At 53.0% G+C, this 17,651-nt stretch carries 16 protein-coding genes and 1 pseudogene; 1 reads left to right on the forward strand and 16 read right to left on the reverse strand.

What is annotated here, in order from left to right; genetic code table 11:
• Nucleotides 1-103 precede the first annotated feature (103 nt).
• The gene (locus POTG_RS21530) at nt 104-472 is read left to right on the forward strand and encodes a DUF423 domain-containing protein (protein WP_009226963.1); all 369 of its coding nucleotides are present in this window, start codon (nt 104-106) and stop codon (nt 470-472) included.
• Between the two features lie 59 nt (nt 473-531).
• Here the strand turns inward: POTG_RS21530 and POTG_RS21535 are convergent, their stop codons facing one another.
• The 16 genes and pseudogenes from POTG_RS21535 to POTG_RS21610 all read right to left on the reverse strand — a co-directional run.
• Nucleotides 532-1,224 carry a DnaD domain-containing protein gene (locus POTG_RS21535; protein ID WP_009226964.1) on the reverse strand — a complete coding sequence of 231 codons (693 nt, stop codon included), beginning with the start codon at nt 1,222-1,224 and terminating at the stop codon, nt 532-534.
• 26 nt (nt 1,225-1,250) lie between these two features.
• Entirely contained in the window at nt 1,251-2,546 is a 1,296-nt protein-coding gene (asnS, locus tag POTG_RS21540; RefSeq protein ID WP_009226965.1) for an asparagine--tRNA ligase, read from the reverse strand.
• 62 nt (nt 2,547-2,608) lie between these two features.
• Complete coding sequence (locus POTG_RS21545) at nt 2,609-3,814, reverse strand: acetate/propionate family kinase (protein WP_009226966.1); 1,206 nt, start codon at nt 3,812-3,814, stop codon at nt 2,609-2,611.
• The gene (locus tag POTG_RS21550) at nt 3,811-4,683 is read right to left on the reverse strand and encodes a 3-hydroxyacyl-CoA dehydrogenase family protein (protein ID WP_009226967.1); all 873 of its coding nucleotides are present in this window, start codon (nt 4,681-4,683) and stop codon (nt 3,811-3,813) included. The genes POTG_RS21545 and POTG_RS21550 overlap by 4 nt, the downstream gene beginning before the upstream one ends.
• A gap of 137 nt (nt 4,684-4,820) precedes the next feature.
• A complete protein-coding gene (locus tag POTG_RS21555) occupies nt 4,821-6,323 on the reverse strand; it encodes an AAA family ATPase (protein ID WP_009226968.1) in 1,503 nt (500 codons plus the stop codon).
• On the reverse strand, nt 6,316-6,849 hold the full coding sequence (locus POTG_RS21560; RefSeq protein WP_009226969.1) for a hypothetical protein: 534 nt from the start codon (nt 6,847-6,849) through the stop codon (nt 6,316-6,318). Before POTG_RS21560 ends, POTG_RS21555 begins: the two co-directional genes overlap by 8 nt.
• A gap of 255 nt (nt 6,850-7,104) precedes the next feature.
• On the reverse strand, nt 7,105-7,590 hold the full coding sequence (locus POTG_RS21565; protein WP_009226970.1) for a cell wall elongation regulator TseB-like domain-containing protein: 486 nt from the start codon (nt 7,588-7,590) through the stop codon (nt 7,105-7,107).
• 60 nt (nt 7,591-7,650) lie between these two features.
• Nucleotides 7,651-8,949 (reverse strand): amidohydrolase, encoded by a 1,299-nt coding sequence (locus POTG_RS21570; protein WP_009226971.1) that lies wholly within the window; start codon nt 8,947-8,949, stop codon nt 7,651-7,653.
• Nucleotides 8,946-9,590, reverse strand: a complete 645-nt coding sequence (locus POTG_RS21575) for a redox-sensing transcriptional repressor Rex (protein ID WP_009226972.1) — start codon at nt 9,588-9,590, stop codon at nt 8,946-8,948. The genes POTG_RS21570 and POTG_RS21575 overlap by 4 nt, the downstream gene beginning before the upstream one ends.
• 40 nt (nt 9,591-9,630) lie before the next feature.
• The gene (gene dinG / locus POTG_RS21580) at nt 9,631-12,486 is read right to left on the reverse strand and encodes an ATP-dependent DNA helicase DinG (RefSeq protein WP_009226973.1); all 2,856 of its coding nucleotides are present in this window, start codon (nt 12,484-12,486) and stop codon (nt 9,631-9,633) included.
• A 196-nt stretch (nt 12,487-12,682) separates the two neighbouring features.
• Nucleotides 12,683-13,312: a tetratricopeptide repeat protein gene (locus POTG_RS21585; RefSeq protein WP_036646637.1), complete on the reverse strand. Its 630-nt coding sequence runs from the start codon at nt 13,310-13,312 to the stop codon at nt 12,683-12,685.
• A gap of 420 nt (nt 13,313-13,732) precedes the next feature.
• A complete protein-coding gene (panD, locus tag POTG_RS21590) occupies nt 13,733-14,116 on the reverse strand; it encodes an aspartate 1-decarboxylase (RefSeq protein ID WP_009226975.1) in 384 nt (127 codons plus the stop codon).
• On the reverse strand, nt 14,116-15,018 hold the full coding sequence (gene panC / locus POTG_RS21595) for a pantoate--beta-alanine ligase (RefSeq protein WP_009226976.1): 903 nt from the start codon (nt 15,016-15,018) through the stop codon (nt 14,116-14,118). The genes panD and panC overlap by 1 nt, the downstream gene beginning before the upstream one ends.
• Nucleotides 15,015-15,893, reverse strand: coding sequence for a 3-methyl-2-oxobutanoate hydroxymethyltransferase (gene panB, locus POTG_RS21600; protein WP_036646629.1), 879 nt, complete (start codon nt 15,891-15,893; stop codon nt 15,015-15,017). Before panB ends, panC begins: the two co-directional genes overlap by 4 nt.
• Nucleotides 15,894-16,201: 308 nt before the next feature.
• Nucleotides 16,202-17,185, reverse strand: coding sequence for a biotin--[acetyl-CoA-carboxylase] ligase (locus POTG_RS21605; protein ID WP_009226978.1), 984 nt, complete (start codon nt 17,183-17,185; stop codon nt 16,202-16,204).
• Nucleotides 17,160-17,651: pseudogene (locus POTG_RS21610) on the reverse strand (CCA tRNA nucleotidyltransferase); the annotation flags it as partial. The pseudogene POTG_RS21610 and the gene POTG_RS21605, both read right to left, overlap by 26 nt.

Genomic DNA, 17,651 nt, shown 5'->3' on the forward strand with positions numbered 1-17,651 from the left:
TAAAACAAGCAGCGCGTTCACTATGAACACGCTGCTTGTTTTTTCGCCCGATTGACGAGCTTGTGGGGAATCGGTAAGATTTGGGTGGAGGTGTTGATCCAAAATGACTTTACTGCTTACTTTGGGCGGAATCATGATGTTCCTCGCAGTCGCACTCGGTGCCTTCGGCGCCCATGCCCTAAAAAACCGCTTGACCGAGGATCGGCAGAAAACATACCAGACCGGCATCCAATACCATATCGCCCACGGAATCGGGTTAATTCTGCTGGGTCTTACCGCAGCACAGCTCGAGAGCGAAGGTCTAATCGTCCTCGCCGGTTGGCTCCTGCTTGTCGGGATCATTCTGTTCTCCGGCAGTTTGTATGCCTTGAGCTTGACCGGCATCCGCAAGCTGGGCGCCATCACGCCCCTAGGCGGTGTTAGTTTCCTCGCGGGCTGGGTAATCTTTGTCATCGCTGTGATTCAGGGCTAAAAGATCCCCACAAAAAAGAGTGCCCTCTCCTCTTGGAGAAGGCACTCTATTACTTCGCCCTATGATCGCAACCCTCCGCGGAAGCGTTGCGTATAAGCTTTGACGTCCTCCGCTGTACGCACGCGGTTGCGGCTCCATTCCAGCAATATCCGGTCAATGTACCGGAAATGGACCTTTCCGGCGAATACCGCTTCCTTCAGCGCCAAACGGATCAGTTCTTCCGGATAACGGTCCTGGTCCACCCAGCTGGAAATCGTCTCGCATTCCATCGGCGAAAGCGGACGGGCAAATTCTTTTTCGAAGATGACAAATAGATTCCGTTCCGGCTCCTCACGAACTTCAGGATCGGATTTTACCGGCTTGTGGCCGGACGCGGCCGGTTGCTGCGCAGCCAGCCACTCGCCCAACCGCTCGTACATTCCGTGCAAATTATAATGCTCCGAATGGATGCCGGTTGCTTCATCAACCGTCTCGTCGATGCTGATCCAGCCTTCCTTCAATAAACCGCGAATGACCGGGGCAAGCGTTCCGGGTGCCATGTCCATCCGTGATTCCAGCTGTTCAATCGACGGGAAATCGTTACGCTCGATTTGCTGGAAAGCCAGTAGCTGGATCAGCAACATCGCTTCCGTATCGCTTAAACGGAGCTTCCGGTAATGGGCGAGCAGCGGGTAAGGGACGTTCACCATCCCCGCCTCCATCCCAAAAGCCATTCCCTTCGCCCAAGCGTTGTTGCCTTCTTTCATGGCCATAGCAAGCTCACCTTTCACTAGTTGCCTTATGGATACAACCGGTACAGCATCCGCGGGAACGGAATCGTCTCACGTACGTGATCCAGACCGCAGATCCAAGCAACGGTCCGCTCCAATCCGAGGCCGAAGCCGGAATGCGGCACCGAGCCGTATTTACGCAGGTCCAGGTACCATTGGTACGTTTCCGGCGACAGGTTATGCTCCTTGAAGCGTTCCTCCATCAGAACCGGATCGTCGATCCGTTGCGAGCCGCCGATAATTTCCCCATAGCCTTCCGGAGCAATCATATCGGCGCACAGCACGACCTCCGGACGATTCGGATCCGGCTTCATATAGAACGCCTTGATTCCCGCCGGATAATGGGTGATAAATACCGGCTTGTCGTAACGTTCGGCAATCGCCGTTTCATGCGGCGCCCCGAAATCCTCACCCCAAGGAATATCAAAGCCTTGCGAATGCAGGTATTCGATCGCTTCGTCATACGTGATCCGCGGGAACGGCGCTTGGATTGCTTCCAGCTTGGACACGTCGCGGCCTACCGCTTCCAGCTCAGCCCGGCAGTTTTTCAATACCGATTGCACCACATGAGTGATGAAGTTCTCCTGAATCTTCAAGCTTTCCTCATGATCCGTGAAGGCCATTTCCGGCTCGATCATCCAGAACTCGATTAAATGGCGGCGCGTCTTGGATTTCTCAGCACGGAACGTCGGTCCGAAGGAGTACACTTTCCCTAACGCCATCGCAGCAGCTTCCATGTAGAGCTGGCCGCTTTGCGTCAGATAGGCGTCTTCGTCAAAATATTTCGTATGGAACAGGTTCGTGGTTCCTTCCGCTGAAGTTGGCGTGAGGATTGGCGGATCCACCAAAGTAAACCCGTTTTGATCGAAAAACTCTTGCACGGCGCGAATAATTTCAGCCCGAATGACCATAATCGCCCGCTGCTTCGAGGAACGAAGCCACAGATGACGATGGTCCATCAAGAAATCGACCCCGTGTTCTTTAGGCGTAATCGGATAGTTTTCGGTCAATTGGATGATTTCAATGTCGGAAACCGTCATTTCATAACCGGACTTGCTTCGCGGCTCCTCACGAATCACACCCGTTACGTACATCGAGGATTCCTGGGTCAAGCTCTTCGCCTTGTTCCAAGTTTCCTCGGACACTTCGTTCTTTACAACAACGGCTTGGATGTAACCCGTGCCATCCCGAAGCTGCAAAAATTGAATTTTACCGCTGGAGCGTTTGTTATTGAGCCAGCTGCCGATGACGACCTGTTCCCCGACATGCTCATTCACTTGACGAATCACAGTTTTGACCGCCATGCTTATATCTCTCCTCTAACGATAACGATATTTAAAACCCAAAGGTTTAAATTCGCCGTATTTTACTTCGATTCCTGCACGATCCGCAGCGTATCGCGAGCAATCATCAGCTCTTCGTTGGTCGGGATGACCAAAACCTCAACCTTGGAGTTCGGAGTCGAGATCCGGCGTGGTTCCCCGGAACGAACCTTGTTCAGTTCTTTGTCCAGCTCAACGCCCAAATAGCTGAGGTTTTCACAGGTTTTCTCGCGGACGATTGCCGAGTTTTCGCCGACGCCGGCCGTAAAGACGATGACGTCAACCCCGTTCATTGCCGCAGCATACGCACCGATGTATTTGCGCAGGCGATATTCGTACATTTCAAAGGCCAGCGTTTCATTGGGTTTGCCGGCTTCCCAGCCGTCTGTAATGTCCCGCATGTCGCTGCTGCTGCCGGAGATGGCGAGCAGACCGCTATGCTTGTTCAGCATCGAGTTCACTTCGCTGATGGACAGCTCTTCCTTATTCATCACAAAGGTAACGACCGTTGGATCCAAGTCACCGCTGCGCGTACCCATCATCAAGCCTTCCAAAGGCGTCAGACCCATGGAGGTATCCACCGATACTCCGCCTTTAACCGCAGTCAAGCTGGCTCCATTCCCGATGTGGCAGGTGATGATCTTCAGCTCTTCGATCGGACGGTTCAAAAATTCCGCTGCCACACGGCTGACATATTGGTGCGAAGTGCCGTGCGCGCCATAACGGCGGATGCGATGCTTCTTGTACAATACCTTCGGAATCGGGTACAAGTACACCTTCTCTTCCATCGTTTGATGGAAGGCCGTATCAAAGGCCACTACGTTTGGAACGCCTGGCATATTCGCCTCAGACGCATTGATCCCCATGATCGCCGGCGGGTTATGAAGCGGCGCCAGATCAAACAAGCGGCGGATTTCAGCTTTAACTTCCGGCGTAACGAGAGCAGAACCTTTAAACGCTTCGCCGCCATGCACGACGCGGTGACCTACCGCTTGAATCTCATCAACCGAGGACAGAACGCCATGCTCTTTGTCGGTCAATTTCTCAAGCACTTTACGGATCGCCGTCGTATGCTCCAGAATTTCACTGACCTCCGTCACTTCTTCTTTACCCGTTGGTTTGTGGGTCAGGATCGAGGAATCCATGCCAATCCGTTCGACCAGGCCTTTGGCCAAAACGGACTCATTCGTCATATCGTACAGCTGATATTTCAAAGAGGAGCTTCCTGCATTAATAACTAACACTTTCACAGCCGATCACCGTCCTTATCGTATTTAAAGAAGCCTTCGCCCGTTTTAACACCCAAATTGCCGGCGCGGACCATTTTCTTGAGCACGAAGGAAGGACGGTATTTCAGTTCACCAAATTCGCGGAACATCCGTTCCAAAGCGGCCAGCACCGAATCCAGACCAAAGCGGTCAGCCATTTCCAGCGGACCGTATTGGAATTGGTAACCCATGCGCATCGCTTCATCGATTTCTTCTGCGGAAGCAACGCCTTCGCCCAGTACATGCAGCGCTTCATTGATCATAACGCAAATAATCCGGGATGTTACAAAGCCCGGAGATTCGTATACCATGATGCCGCGTTTCTCCACGACCTCTTCAACGAACCGCTTCGTCTCTTCAAACGTCGTATCCGAAGTTTTCAGACCGCGGATGATTTCCACCAGATTGATTTTGGCAACAGGATAAATAAAGTGCATGCCGATGACGCGCTCCGGATATTTCGTTCCGCCGGCAATCTCGGTCAAACTCAGCGTGGATGTATTACTTGCTAAAATAATGTTGCTTGGACAAACTTGGTCCAGTTGCGTGAATACCTCTTTTTTGGCATTCAAATCTTCCGAAATGGTCTCGATCACCATATCGCAGGTACCGAGTTCGGCAAAGTGTGTAACTTTATGAATACGGGATAAGATCAATTTCTTCTCCGCTTTTGTGATCGCCCATTTCTCGAGCTGTTTCTCCAAACTCGTCTCGATCATGTTATATGCATGATCCAATTTATCGGCTGTCTCCTCCACGAGCAACACGTCCAGCCCTTTAGCAGCCAGCATTTCACTGATGCCTTGACCCATTGTGCCGCCGCCGATGACACCAATTCGTTTGTAATTCATGGTCCTCTCGCTCCATCCTTTCATCATCTGTACATAATATGGTTTTCCAGATGTCGAAACATACATCTTTTAACACCCAACATATAATAATATCTTAGCACGAAGAAAAAGTAAAAAAAAATAACCGGCATCATGAATTATGCCGGTAAATGGGCGCTGTCACGAAATTGACAACGAAATTGCTCGCCGGAGAGACGTTCTTCTTTTAACAATATCTCTAAGGATTTGTCGAAAACTGCTGAATGCTGTTCGAGCAATCGCTTTGTTCTGGCGGCAAGATCCTCCAAAATTCGCGTATTTTCGTTCATCAGCACCTCGGTCGTCACCATGTCCATATTCACGATTCCAAGCTCGGTCAGTCCCGACGTCATCATCGTATGCACGATCTTTAACGCCTGCTCGAAATCGTTGCTTGACCCGGTGCTGCGCCCGCCGTAGTAAATTTCTTCTGCGGCTGCCCCGGCCAAGGCGATCATAATTTGACCTTCCAAATACGATTTGGTGTACAAGTACTTCTCGTCCTGCGGATTGTGCCGGACATACCCCAGCGCTCTTCCGCGCGGGCTTAATGCAACCTGACTGACGCTGCCTGGGGCAACAACCTCCGCGGCAATCGCATGGCCCAATTCGTGGATGGCCACGCGGCGCTTCTCCTCCTCGGCGGCCTGCCGGTCGGTCTGCTCACCCATCAGCACTTTATCGATTGCAACCGACAAATGTTCCTGAGTGATTTGATCCACGCCATCCCGCATCGCATAGATCGCCGCTTCATTCATCACGCTTTCCAGTTGAGCACCGGAGAAGCCAAACGATTCTTCGGCGATTTTGTCCAAATCAACGTCCTCCCGCAGCGGTTTGTTGGCTGCATGCAGTTCGAGGATATGACGGCGTCCCTTCTTGTCTGGCAAATCAACCTGGATATGCCGGTCAAAACGGCCCGGCCGCAGCAACGCGCTGTCCAGCATCTCCTTGCGGTTGGTCGCCGCGATCAGCAAGATCCGCGGCGTGTCGGACGTATAGATGCCGTCCATTTCCGTAAGCAGCTGGTTGAGCGTTTGATCGTATTCACGCTGCTGTCCGCCTTCCCGCTTACCGCCGATCACTTCGATTTCATCAATGAAAATAATCGCGTTTTCTTTGTTTTCCTTAGCCGCGCGGGTTCTGGCTTCCTTAAACAGATCACGAATCCGGCTTGCCCCCACGCCGACATACATTTCAACGAATTCACTGCCGGAAGCGGCCACAAACACCGCGTTCGTATAATGCGCCGCCGCTTTGGCCAGCAATGTTTTCCCGGTTCCGGGAGGCCCGGTCAGCAAAATCCCTTTGATCGGCCGGATACCAAACTTGCTGATTTCCTCATGGCGCACCATGAAGTCCAGCGCTTCGCGAAGCTCCTGCTTGGCGCTCTCCTGACCGCCGATCTGCTCGAAGGTCAGCTTCGCCGGCCCGCGCTTTTTGCGTTTCCGTTCCTGGGCAGCTCCAATCGTGATGCCGCCACGTAGTTTGAGCATTGTAAATACTGCGCCGAACAACACGATGGCCGTAACGAGCGGAATCACGTTAACGCCGATCACTGCCAGAAACACGATCAGTACGAGAATAAAGCCAAGCGCGGCTTCAATCATCCATTTACGCATTTGGCCATACCCCCATCCGTTCCGGCGAACGAGGCAAAATGATAAATTTGCTGTATTGTCCGTCCGTTAAGGTGATATACACGTTCTTCTCATCCATCTCTGCCGTAGCTTTCAGCTTGCTGTTTTCTTGCTCCATCTGTTTCAATGCAGCTGTAATTTGTGTATATTGCTTATTTTCCATAGCCTGAGCAACGGTAAACATGGCGTTTTCCCACAGCTGGTCAAGTTCCGGCGAAGAATGATCCTCGATATCCAGCTTCAAAGTTCGGCTGCCGATTTGCTTCTCCCCGTTCTTCTCAATTTGACGCACCAGAGCACCAAGATCCGTCCCCGGCTTTAAATTCAGCTTAAGCTCCAGCTCGTCCGCTTTCACATTCATATCGACATGATTTACTCCATCTACACTCTTCACAATATTCTCCAGCGGACGCTCAATCGCCCACTGCCGATATAGGAACCATCCACCAAATAATACAAGGGCGGAAATAGCAATGCTTGCAGCAATTGGTCCAATACGCAGTTTCACGTGATGCCCCCCTTATCTATATAAACTATCAACTCTGTGATATATATTCCCGTATATCAAAACTACAAATATGAGTATATCACATCGTATATCAAATTTCGAAGGAAAGTGTGAAGATATTTAAAAATGAACGCTAGTAGTTCTACCCCGAAATGCTACTTTTTCTCAAGCCAAAAAATAAAAACAGTTCCGCGATTCAGGCTCTTCGCCTAAACAACGAAACCGTTTATTTATGATTGATCCATAGACCCCCTGTCAGCGGTTCGGCAGGGTGAACACTTCCGGCAAAGCTTCGCCGGTCGTGAAACTGAAAAACCGATAATAATGGTGGTCCTTCTCTTTATAGAACAGCTGCCACACCAATTGGTTATTGTATATGCCTGGCAGCAGCCGAACCACCCGGATACCCGGCAACGATTGTTTGATGATCTCACGCATTTGGCTCTCGGACTTGCCATCGGACAGCAAGCGTACCTCTGGATCATGTCCTTCCCTTAGCCAGACCATCATTTGGCGGCCGGATGCATCCTCCCCTTGCACGACCCAGGTAACTTCATCCCATACCGACTTCCAAACCTTGTCGCCCCGGACGAGATCCGTCTCCTGCTTCGCCTGCTGGATAGCGGCTCTTTCGGCTTTCCACGTATCCTCATGAATGTATAGATAAAACCGGTGGAGACCCAGGAGCACGATCAACAGAATCACGAGGGACAGCAGGATCCATTTCGTTCGCTTTCTCAAGCTACTCTTCCTTTCCCTTCCTAAGCAAGCAGCCTCCTTCAGGAAACCGCGCGCCGCTCATTATCGTGCCAACAGTCCCTCAAACGCCGCTTGCGCCTCGTAGCGGATGCGTTCTTCATCCAGTGTCAGACAAGCACCGTGCTTGACTACCTGCTTACCGTTGACCCAGACATGCTCTACATCTTTGGCGCCAGCGGAATAAACGGTATGGGAGATATAATCCGTTCTCGGCAGGAAATGGGCTTGCTCCGTATTTAAGGCGATGATATCCGCCTTCATGCCAGCAGCCAGCTTGCCTGTATTTTGCAAGAAGACCGATTTCGCGCCGTATTCCGTCCCCATTTTCAGAGCTTCCAGCGCAGGAACCGCCGTTGGATCGCCGGATACGCCTTTATGAATCAGCGCAGCCAAACGAATCTCCTCCAGCATATCCAGGTTATTATTGCTCGCCGGACCGTCGGTACCCAGCGATACAACTACGCCCTTCTTCAGGAGTTCTGGTATGCGGGCGACCCCGCTGGCCAGCTTCAGGTTACTGCCTGGGTTATGCGAGATGGTAACGCCGTGCGCTGCCAAGATGTCGATTTCCTCGTCCGTCAAATGCACAGCGTGGGCAAGCAGGGTCGGGCGGGAGAACATCCCCAGCTTCAGCAAATGTTCTACCGGGCGGACGCCGTAATCGTTAACGTTCTGCTCTACCTCGGCGCGCGTCTCCGACATATGCGTGTGCATCGGCAAATCAAGATCATGGGCAGCTTGCACAAATTTCTCGATAAAGGCTGGCGGGCAGGTGTATGGTGCATGCGGCGACATCATCGTGGTGATGCGGCCTTCTGCCTTGCCGTGCCAGTTCTGAGCAAACGCGATCGCTTCTTTGAGCTTCTGATCTTGCTCTTCCGGGGAGCACAACCCGATGGCCCCGCGCATCAACACGGCGCGAATACCCGATTCCTCCACGACTTTGGCCACTTCGTCCATGTGATCGTACATATCCAGGAACGTCGTCGTCCCGCCCTTGAGCATTTCCAACACAGATAACGCCGTACCGGCATACACATCCGCCGCAGTAAATTTGGCTTCCATCGGCCACATTTTCTCCTGCAGCCAGGTTTGCAGCACCATATCATCCCCATAGCCGCGCAGCAGCGACATCGCCGCATGGCCATGGGTATTGATCAGGCCCGGCAGGAACAACAACCCTTTGCCGTCCAACGTTTCGGCGCCTTCCACGCCTTCCGGGCGCTCTTCGCCAATATAGCTGATCGTATCGCCCTCAACGAGCATATATCCGTGAATTACAGGACGGTCCGCATTTAAGACGGCAAACGTCCCGTTCTTAATTAACCATTTACGACTCATACGTTGCTTGTTTCCTTTCCGTCTTCCAAGTAGTAAGCCAAGCTCAGCAAATCAGTAGTGAAGTCAGCCGCATGGATCCGAACTTCCGGCGGAACCTTCAGAATCGTTGGCGCGAAGTTCAGAATCGCACCGATTCCGGCGGCAACCAGCTCATCCGCTACGCGTTGCGCCTCCGTATCCGGCACGGTGATGATGCCGATGCGGATATTTTTCGCCCGGACGGTTTCCGCCAGCTCTTCGATCGGCTGAATCGTGATGTTGTTGATCTGCTTGCCGATCTTAGCCGGTGAAGCGTCGAACACCGCAACAATCTTCATATTATCCTTCAAATACGCATTATAATTCGAAAGGGCTTGCCCCAGATTCCCGGCACCCACCAGCGCGACGTTAATCTGTTGGTCCAGATTGAGAATTTGTTGAATTTTTTCAATCAAATAAGCGACATCGTAGCCGATCCCCTTCCGTCCAAAATCGCCGAAATAAGCCAAATCCTTACGGATTTGCGCCGGATTGAGATCCAGCTTCTGTCCGAGCTCCTGGGAGGACACCGTTGGCACCTCCCGTCGGCTGAGTTCATTTAAGAAACGCAGGTAAACCGGCAGTCTGCGGACAACAGCGTCCGAAATTTTATCTGACTTCATGCTTGTTCCCCCTATTCTTCAATGCGATCTATGAAGCGGCTTAGGCTTCGGGATTTAACCATTCCGAGATGCGCGGAACCATCTGAGTTAATGGCATATGCTCCATCTTCGGTCCGGGCAAAGAGTATAAGAAATATTTCCCATAATAAGATTCCAGGATCCGGGTATCATAAACGATCACGATGCCGCGGTCATGCGACGAGCGGACAAGTCGTCCGAATCCTTGCTTAAAACGGATAACCGCTTGCGGGACGGACAGTTTCATGAATGGATTCTTCTTCTCCCGCTGCAGGCGTTCGCTCTTCGCTTCCACCAGCGGGTGGTTTGGCGGCTGGAACGGCAAGCGTACGATCGCTAAACTGGTCAGCGCCTCGCCAGGAATATCCACCCCTTCCCAAAAGCTGCTTGTCCCGAGCAGCACCGATGCGCTGTTCCCTTGGAACCGCCGGGTCAGCTTGGTGCGGCTGCCGCTGTCCATCCCTTGCCCGATCACCGTGATTCCCTCCGCTGCGAGCAGTTCCTTCAGCGGGTCATACACCTGCCTGAGCATCCGATAGGATGTAAACAGCACCAGCATGCGACCTTGCGTCGCCACCGCGGCATCCGCCAGCGATTGCACCAGCGTATGAATGAAATGGTCATCCCCCACGCTGCCCTTCACACTTGGAAAATCGCGCGGGATCACCAGCAACGCCTGATCGCGGTAGTTAAACGGCGAGGGCAGCATCGCTGTGATCAACCGATCCTCTTCCGCCGCCTCAGTCAAGCCAAGCTGCTCGATCATATATTGGAACGATTTATCCACCGATAAAGTCGCGGACGTCATAACGACACTCTTCTTCCGGTCAAAGAAAAATTGCTTCAATTGAGCGCTGACGTCAATCGGCACCGCATACATCTGGAGCGACCGGCTACGGAAGTTCCCGTTCGCCTCCATCCAATAGACGGTGTCCTCGCTCTCCAACTTCATGAAGAAGCGCAGCGCTTCCCGTTCCCCGGCTAAATCTTTAAACAAGCCGCTGATATCGGTGATCAGGCTCTCCGCTGCATAATCGTCCTGCTCTTCTCGGATTTCGGACAGGAGGCGCTCCCCTTTCCGAAGCACGTCGCCAAGACCTACGTAAATTTGATTTTCGAGCGCGGTCAGCGTCTCCCAATCCTTTGGTTTTCGATTCGGCAACAGCCGGTACACGAATTGCCCGGGATCGCCAGGGGCGGCGTCGCTGCGGTCAGGCATCAAGCTGAACAGCAGCTCGCTGAGCTTGTCCCAGCTCTCCTTCACGTCCACCAGCGTTGGATAGATTCCGTCGATGACTGAGCACCATTCTGAGGCTTTCTCCGCGCCCGACGCTTCAAGCGAGCTGCGAAGGTTGGCCAGCTGCCCCGTCTTGCTGTCTTTAAATAACCGGGTCAGCGTATGCACGACCGTAAAATACTTCATATGAATCCCCAAATGCTTGCCGGCCACATCCTCTAAATGATGCGCTTCATCGATAACCAGCCGCTCGTAACCCGGCAGCAGCTGATGCCCCGCCTGGATGTCCGTAAACAGCTTAGAGTGGTTCGTAATGACCACGTCCGCGACACCGGCTTCGTGTTTTGCGCGATGATAGAAGCATTTGCGGAACCAAGGACAGGATCGGCCTAAGCAGGATTCCGACTCACTGGCCACCGTCTCCCATAAATCACCGCCGCGATTGCCGAGATTCAGCTCTTCGTCATCGCCGCTTTCCGTTTGGGTAAGCCATACGACCATTTGCGCGGCCGTCATCACCTCTTCTTTAGGTGTTGAGAAGTCTTTTCTATTTATTTTATGTTCAAATTTGCGCAAGCACAAATAATGCTGCCTACCTTTAAAAACGGCTGCACGAAACGGAAAAGGCACGACCTCCGTCAACAACGGCACATCGCGCTCCCTAAGCTGCTCCTGCAGGTTGATGGTGTGCGTGCTGACCATGACCTTCTCTTCGTTCTTGACGCTGTGGTAAATGGCCGGCAGCAGATATCCTAAGGATTTGCCCGTTCCCGTTCCAGCTTCAACAAGCAAATGCTTGTCTTCCTCAAAAGCCCGCATGACCTCATTCAGCATCATGTTCTGGGCTTCCCGCTCCTCATACTGCGGCAAACGCTCCCGCAATCGTTCCCGGACCTGCTCCATAAACTGCTCGAAGGTCACGCCCGCCAGCGGATTGCGCTCCGTGCTGTCCCTTGGCGCTTCAATGTCAAGCCAATCTTCAACCTGCAAGGCGAATTGGCGGTAGTATACAAAGCCGTCTTCGCTTGGCAGCGCTTCGCGCTCCTTCTCCTGCACCATGGCATCAAAAAACCACCCGAGATCGCTGTCCTCACCTGCAAACAGATCGGCCAAACGCTGTAAGGTCAGCAGCGGCAGTCGGTCACATTCCTCCAAGCATTTGAGGAAAATCAGCGCCGTCGCCAGCGCGTCACTGTCCGCCTGGTGCGGACGCTCATGCTCCACCTCGAACTCCGCCGCCACCATCCCCAGCTGGTAAGAAGTCAGCGAAGGAAACAGGATTTTCAAGAAATCCATTGTGTCCAGGATCCGTCCGGTGAACGGCAAGTAGCCCGTTTTGTCCAAGGCGCTCTGCAGATAATTAAAATCAAATGCTACGTTGTGCCCAACCAACACGACGTCGTTCAGGAGTGGAACCATCTCCATCATCACTTCGTCCAGCTCCGGCGCATCCTTCACATCCTCATCGGTGATGCCCGTTAACCCCGTAATAAACGGTGGGATCGGAACGCCTGGCTTGACGAAGGAACGATACACCTGAGAAATCGATCGATCCGGCTCTATAATGGCAAGTCCCACTTGAATAATATCATCGGAGGACTGGTTACCCGTCGTTTCAAAATCAAGCACAGCATATTTCATTGCAATTAGTTGTCCCTTCATTCCAGTCTCTTTACAGCATAACAGAAGATAGCCAATTTGAAAATTAATACAAACCATATCTGTAATAAAAATCACAAAACAAAACAAGCGATGCGCCGCCATGAGCGGTGTTCGCATCGCTTCGAAAAACATGCCGTAAATAAGTGCGTGACCTGCAGTTAATGAATCATAAATCCTACAATAGCGAAGTCAACTCGGGACCGTAATGCAGTTTACCTGTACTGTTCGCACAAGCCTCCAAATTGGCCAACGGCTCGGGCAAGGACGGATCGCTGTGATGGGCCAACTTGAAGTACTCTTTTGCCTTCGCAAATACGCCCTTGTGCGCCTCGATACACCCCAGCGCGTTGTATATAATGGAACGCAGCCGCTTGTTCGCAGCCTTTTCCAGCACGATCCAGAAATGCTTGGCGGCTTTGTCAAATTGCTCGAGGTGCAGATGGCACATCCCTAGATAAGTCCGAGCCAACACGCTGTCCGTAAATTGCTTCACCACCTGCTCAAATTGAGCAGAAGCCTGGGGAAACATCAGCAGCTTGTAATACCCTTGGCCTTTCACAAAGGCGGGGTCATCCAATTCAGGAAGATCGGGGGTCTCTCTGGACTCCAGGCTCCGGAACGCATGGCGTAAATATCCCATTTTCTCCTCAAAGCTCAGCCATTCCTCGATAATGCCGTCGCTCATATGCTGAAGCAGGCTCCATTTCTTCGCGAGCTCCTGCTTCTGGGCATGGCCGGCCAAGGGGTATTTCCTCGTGATTTCGTCCAACATCTCATTCATTTCCGCAAACACATGCTGAAACATCATTCGCATCCCCCTAACGAAAATGAAATCAGTCCGAGCCTTACGTACATTTTTTGTTTCGGGGGACGATTTCATTCCGGCAGGGAGGAATTACACTTTTTGATGGCCCGTTTCTCTGATTGGATGTGAAAAATCGAATACATTTCAGCGTTTGTTGCGATTTACAGCTCATTGTATTCGAAATTTCATACAAAATTGTGGGTTGAGCGGGCAATTTCCCAAATTCTATATGAAAAATCGAATAGATTGGGGGTAATGCGAACTACGGCCCAATTATATGCGAAAAATCGAATACAATTCGGCGGCATGAATAGTGTAGCGCGGCCGCATCATAATTAAACATACGAAGGGCCCGGCTGACGCCGAGCCCCTTCCCCCATGGCCTCCTCGTGATCCGAAGATGCTTTTTGAACAACCTTATTAACGGATCATGGCATGGAGTTCTTGATGCGCCTTATCCACCGGCTTGTTGTTTTCGTCAACGAACACGACGGTTGGTTTATGGCTGCGGACTTCTTCCGGCGACATTTGGGCATAAGAAATAATGATGACACTGTCGCCCGGCTGCACAAGTCGTGCCGCCGCACCGTTCAAACAAATCACGCCGCTGCCGCGAGGTCCCGGAATCACATACGTTTCCAGGCGGGCGCCGTTATTGTTGTTGACGACTTGCACCTGCTCGTTCTCCAGCAGATCGGAAGCCTCCATCAGATCCTCGTCGATCGTAATGCTGCCCACATAGTTCAGGTTAGCTTCCGTCACGGTTGCGCGGTGAATTTTCGATTTCATCATCGTTCTATACATTAATGGTTCACCTTCTTCGTTAAAATGACGTTATCGATCAGCCGCGTCGTGCCAAATTTCACGGCAACGGCGATCAACACACCTTTTTGGCGGCCAGCGGCATCAACACATTCATCGTCCGCTAAAGGCGACAATTCCGGAAAATCCGAAATTTCCACATAATCGATATTCGCCAGCGGTTCAGCGCTGATTGTGTCGCGGATTTCCGCCCGCAGCTCCCCTGCGGTCACCGGACGTTCTCCCTCTGCTTTAGCTCTTGCGCGCTCGAGACTGCGGGACAAGACAAGTGCAGCCTGCCGTTCTTCTGCACTCAAGTACACATTTCGAGAGCTGAGCGCCAGTCCATCGGCCTCACGAACAATCGGGCAAGGAATGACTTCGACATCGAAGTTCAAATCCTCTACCATGCGCGTGATTACCGCCACCTGTTGGGCATCCTTTTGCCCGAAATAAGCGCGGTCCGGCTGCACGATATGAAACAGCTTACCGACAACGGTGGTTACCCCGTCGAAATGGCCCGGTCGCGAAGCACCGCACAGCACGTCCGTCAAACCAGCGACCTTAATATGGGTGCGGGTCGGTTGGGGATACATTTCTTCAACGCTAGGCAAAAAGACGAAATCCACGCCCTCACGCTCGGCCAAGGCCAGGTCTTTTTCCGGATCGCGGGGATAGCGCTCAAAATCCTCGTTGGGCCCGAACTGAATCGGGTTTACGAAAATGCTCAGCACTACCAGATCGTTCTCCGCCCGTGCTTTACGCAACAAGCTTGCATGCCCCTCGTGCAGATATCCCATCGTTGGCACGAGCGCAACTTTGATTGATTTTCCTTCTTTCGCTGCTGTGAACCGTGCATCCTTCAACTGTTCACGGAGCGGGACAATCTTGTTAAAGGTCTTCATGACCGGACTTCCACCTTTCCTTTGCCATACAAAGTTCCCAGTGATTCCTGCACGCCTTGATCCGCGCGGAACACATGCTCTTCTGCCGGGAACGAGCGGTTTTTGACATCCGTAACGTATTCTAAAATCCCTTGGCGGATCTGCGCGCCAATATCGGCGTAGGTTTTCACAAACCGTTTATCCCGGTAATCCGCCGTATATTTCAACACGTCATGGTACACCAGCACTTGACCGTCGCAGCCGCGTCCCGCGCCAATGCCGATGGTCGGAATACTCAACTCGCGGGAGATCGCCGTTGCCACTTCTTCCGTTACCAGCTCCAGCACAATACCAAAGGCACCGGCGCATTCCAACGCCTTGGCATCCTCCATGAGCCGCTTCGCATCAGCAGCGTCTTTGCACTGCACCCGGTAACCGCCGATCTGGTTAACAGATTGAGGCGTCAATCCGATGTGCCCCAGCACCGGCACCCCGGCTTGCACGATGGCTTGGACGGCGGGAGCGATCTCCGCACCGCCTTCCATTTTGACGGCATGGGCACGACCTTCTTGCATCAAACGGCGGACGTTCCGCAACGTTTCGTCAATACTTCCGTGATATGTCATAAACGGCATGTCAACCACGATGAAGGTATGCTGCGCCCCGCGCGCAACGGAACGGGCATGGTATACCATATCGTCCAATGTTACGGGGATCGTCGAATCATACCCGAGAACAACGTTGCCCAGCGAGTCTCCGACGAGCAGCAAATCCGCACCCGCTTCCTCGGCCAGTTGGGCCGACGGATAGTCGTAGGCGGTAATCATCGCGAGCGGAATGCCGTCTTGCTTCATTTTTTTCATTTTCACAATGTTTAAAGCTTGTTTCCCTGCCATTTGATCCATCTCCTTCGGTTTGACTTTGTGCGAGTCCTCCAAAAACGCGCACAACAAAAAAACCTTTTAGTTTGGCACTAAAAAGGTCCGAAGTCCAAAGAAGAGTGAGTTATATCCTCGTTCTTCTGTCTCGGTCCTCTTTCGGCTCAGAGCAGAATCCAACGCAACTTGATTTGTGGTCGTTCAAAAAGTCGGCCGACGGTTTGAACTTTCACCACATTCATACCTCCGACAAGCAACCGGAGTGCAGTTCAGAACGATGCCGATACCGCCTCCTGTGCTCAGTATAACAAATTACGTTATTTTTTTCATCCGCCAAGTTGTACTTCTCCAGAGAATATCGTGAAATGTTTGCCATTCTGATCCAAAAGGAATAATGCGCCGCTCGAATCCAATCCGGTTGCTGTGCCTTGGAGCACCCCGTTTGGCGTATGCACGGTGATCTCTCGGCCCAACGTGACCGACAGCGCCTCCCACAAGTGGCCGATCGGTGCAAAACCTTCCTGGATATAAAGCTCGTAAAGCTGCTCCAGCTCCTTGATCACCGCGCCGATCAAGCTTGTCCGATCAATCCGCCGCCCGCTTTCAATACATAATGAGGTCGCGATGGTCTCCAGCTCCGGCGGAATGTCAGCAGCCGTCAGATTGACATCAATGCCAATCCCGGCGACGGCGTACCGGATCAGCTCGTCCTCCGCCGCAGACTCCACGATAATGCCGCACAGCTTACGGCCGCGGGCTAAAATATCATTTGGCCATTTGATACCGGCATCTACGCCGGTGACTTTCCGTATGGCGCGGCAAACCGCCACTGCGGTCAGCAAGGTCAACTGCGGCGCAATCGACAGCGGTTGGCGGTCGGGACGCAGTAATAGGCTCATCCACACGCCTTTGCCCGGCGGTGAATACCAGCGGCGACCTTGGCGCCCGCGCCCCGCCGTCTGCTCTTCGGCGAGCACAAGGGTGCCGTGAGGCGCGCCTTCCTCCGCCAGCTTGCGGACTTCTTCCTGCGTGGAGGACGTGCTGTCCAGCAGCTTCAGCCGTTGTCCAAACGTCTTCGTCCCCTGCAAGGCATGCAGCAAACCGGCATGACTCAGCTTGTCGGGCTGCCGAGTCAACCGGTATCCCCTGCGCGGGGCGGACTCAAATTCGTAGCCTTCTTCGCGCAGCTTGGCGATTTGCTTCCATACCGCCGTCCGGCTGATCGACAGCCGGCGGCTGAGCTCCTCGCCAGATATATATTGCCCCGGATGCTCCAGCAGCATGTCAAGCAATCGGTTTGCTTCCATCATTCTTCACCACCGTTTCCACATGTTTCAGGAGAGTTAGCCGGTCGTTGGGCAGCTCACCTGCGGCAACTGCGATCAGCAGTTGCTTCAGCAGTTCGCTAAGCCAAGGGCCGCCTTTGCGGCCGGCCGTTTGCAGCACTTCGCCGCCGCTGATGGCCAGCTCCTTCAGCGTATGTACTTGCACCTCGCGGTGCCACTGGCCCGCGCGTGCCAGGATGGCCTGGTCGGCCTGCCGCTTGGCGTCGTCGCCTATGGCCGCTTGCACCACCGCCTGCTGGCGGTGCAGCCACCGCCCGGCGGTCTCGCGGCCAAACGCGACCTGCAGGCCGATCCAGCCGCGCCGCTGCTCGCGCTCACCTGGCGCCTCGGCCAGGATGGCTTCCCACGCTTCGTCAAAGCGGACGATCCCAGCCGCCTCTTGGGCGGTCTGGTTCGAGAACGTCCAGCTTTTGAGCAGCGGGGAAGCCGC

Origin of the sequence: Paenibacillus sp. oral taxon 786 str. D14 (assembly GCF_000159955.1) — a bacterium.
GTDB lineage: Bacteria > Bacillota > Bacilli > Paenibacillales > Paenibacillaceae > Fontibacillus > Fontibacillus phoenicis.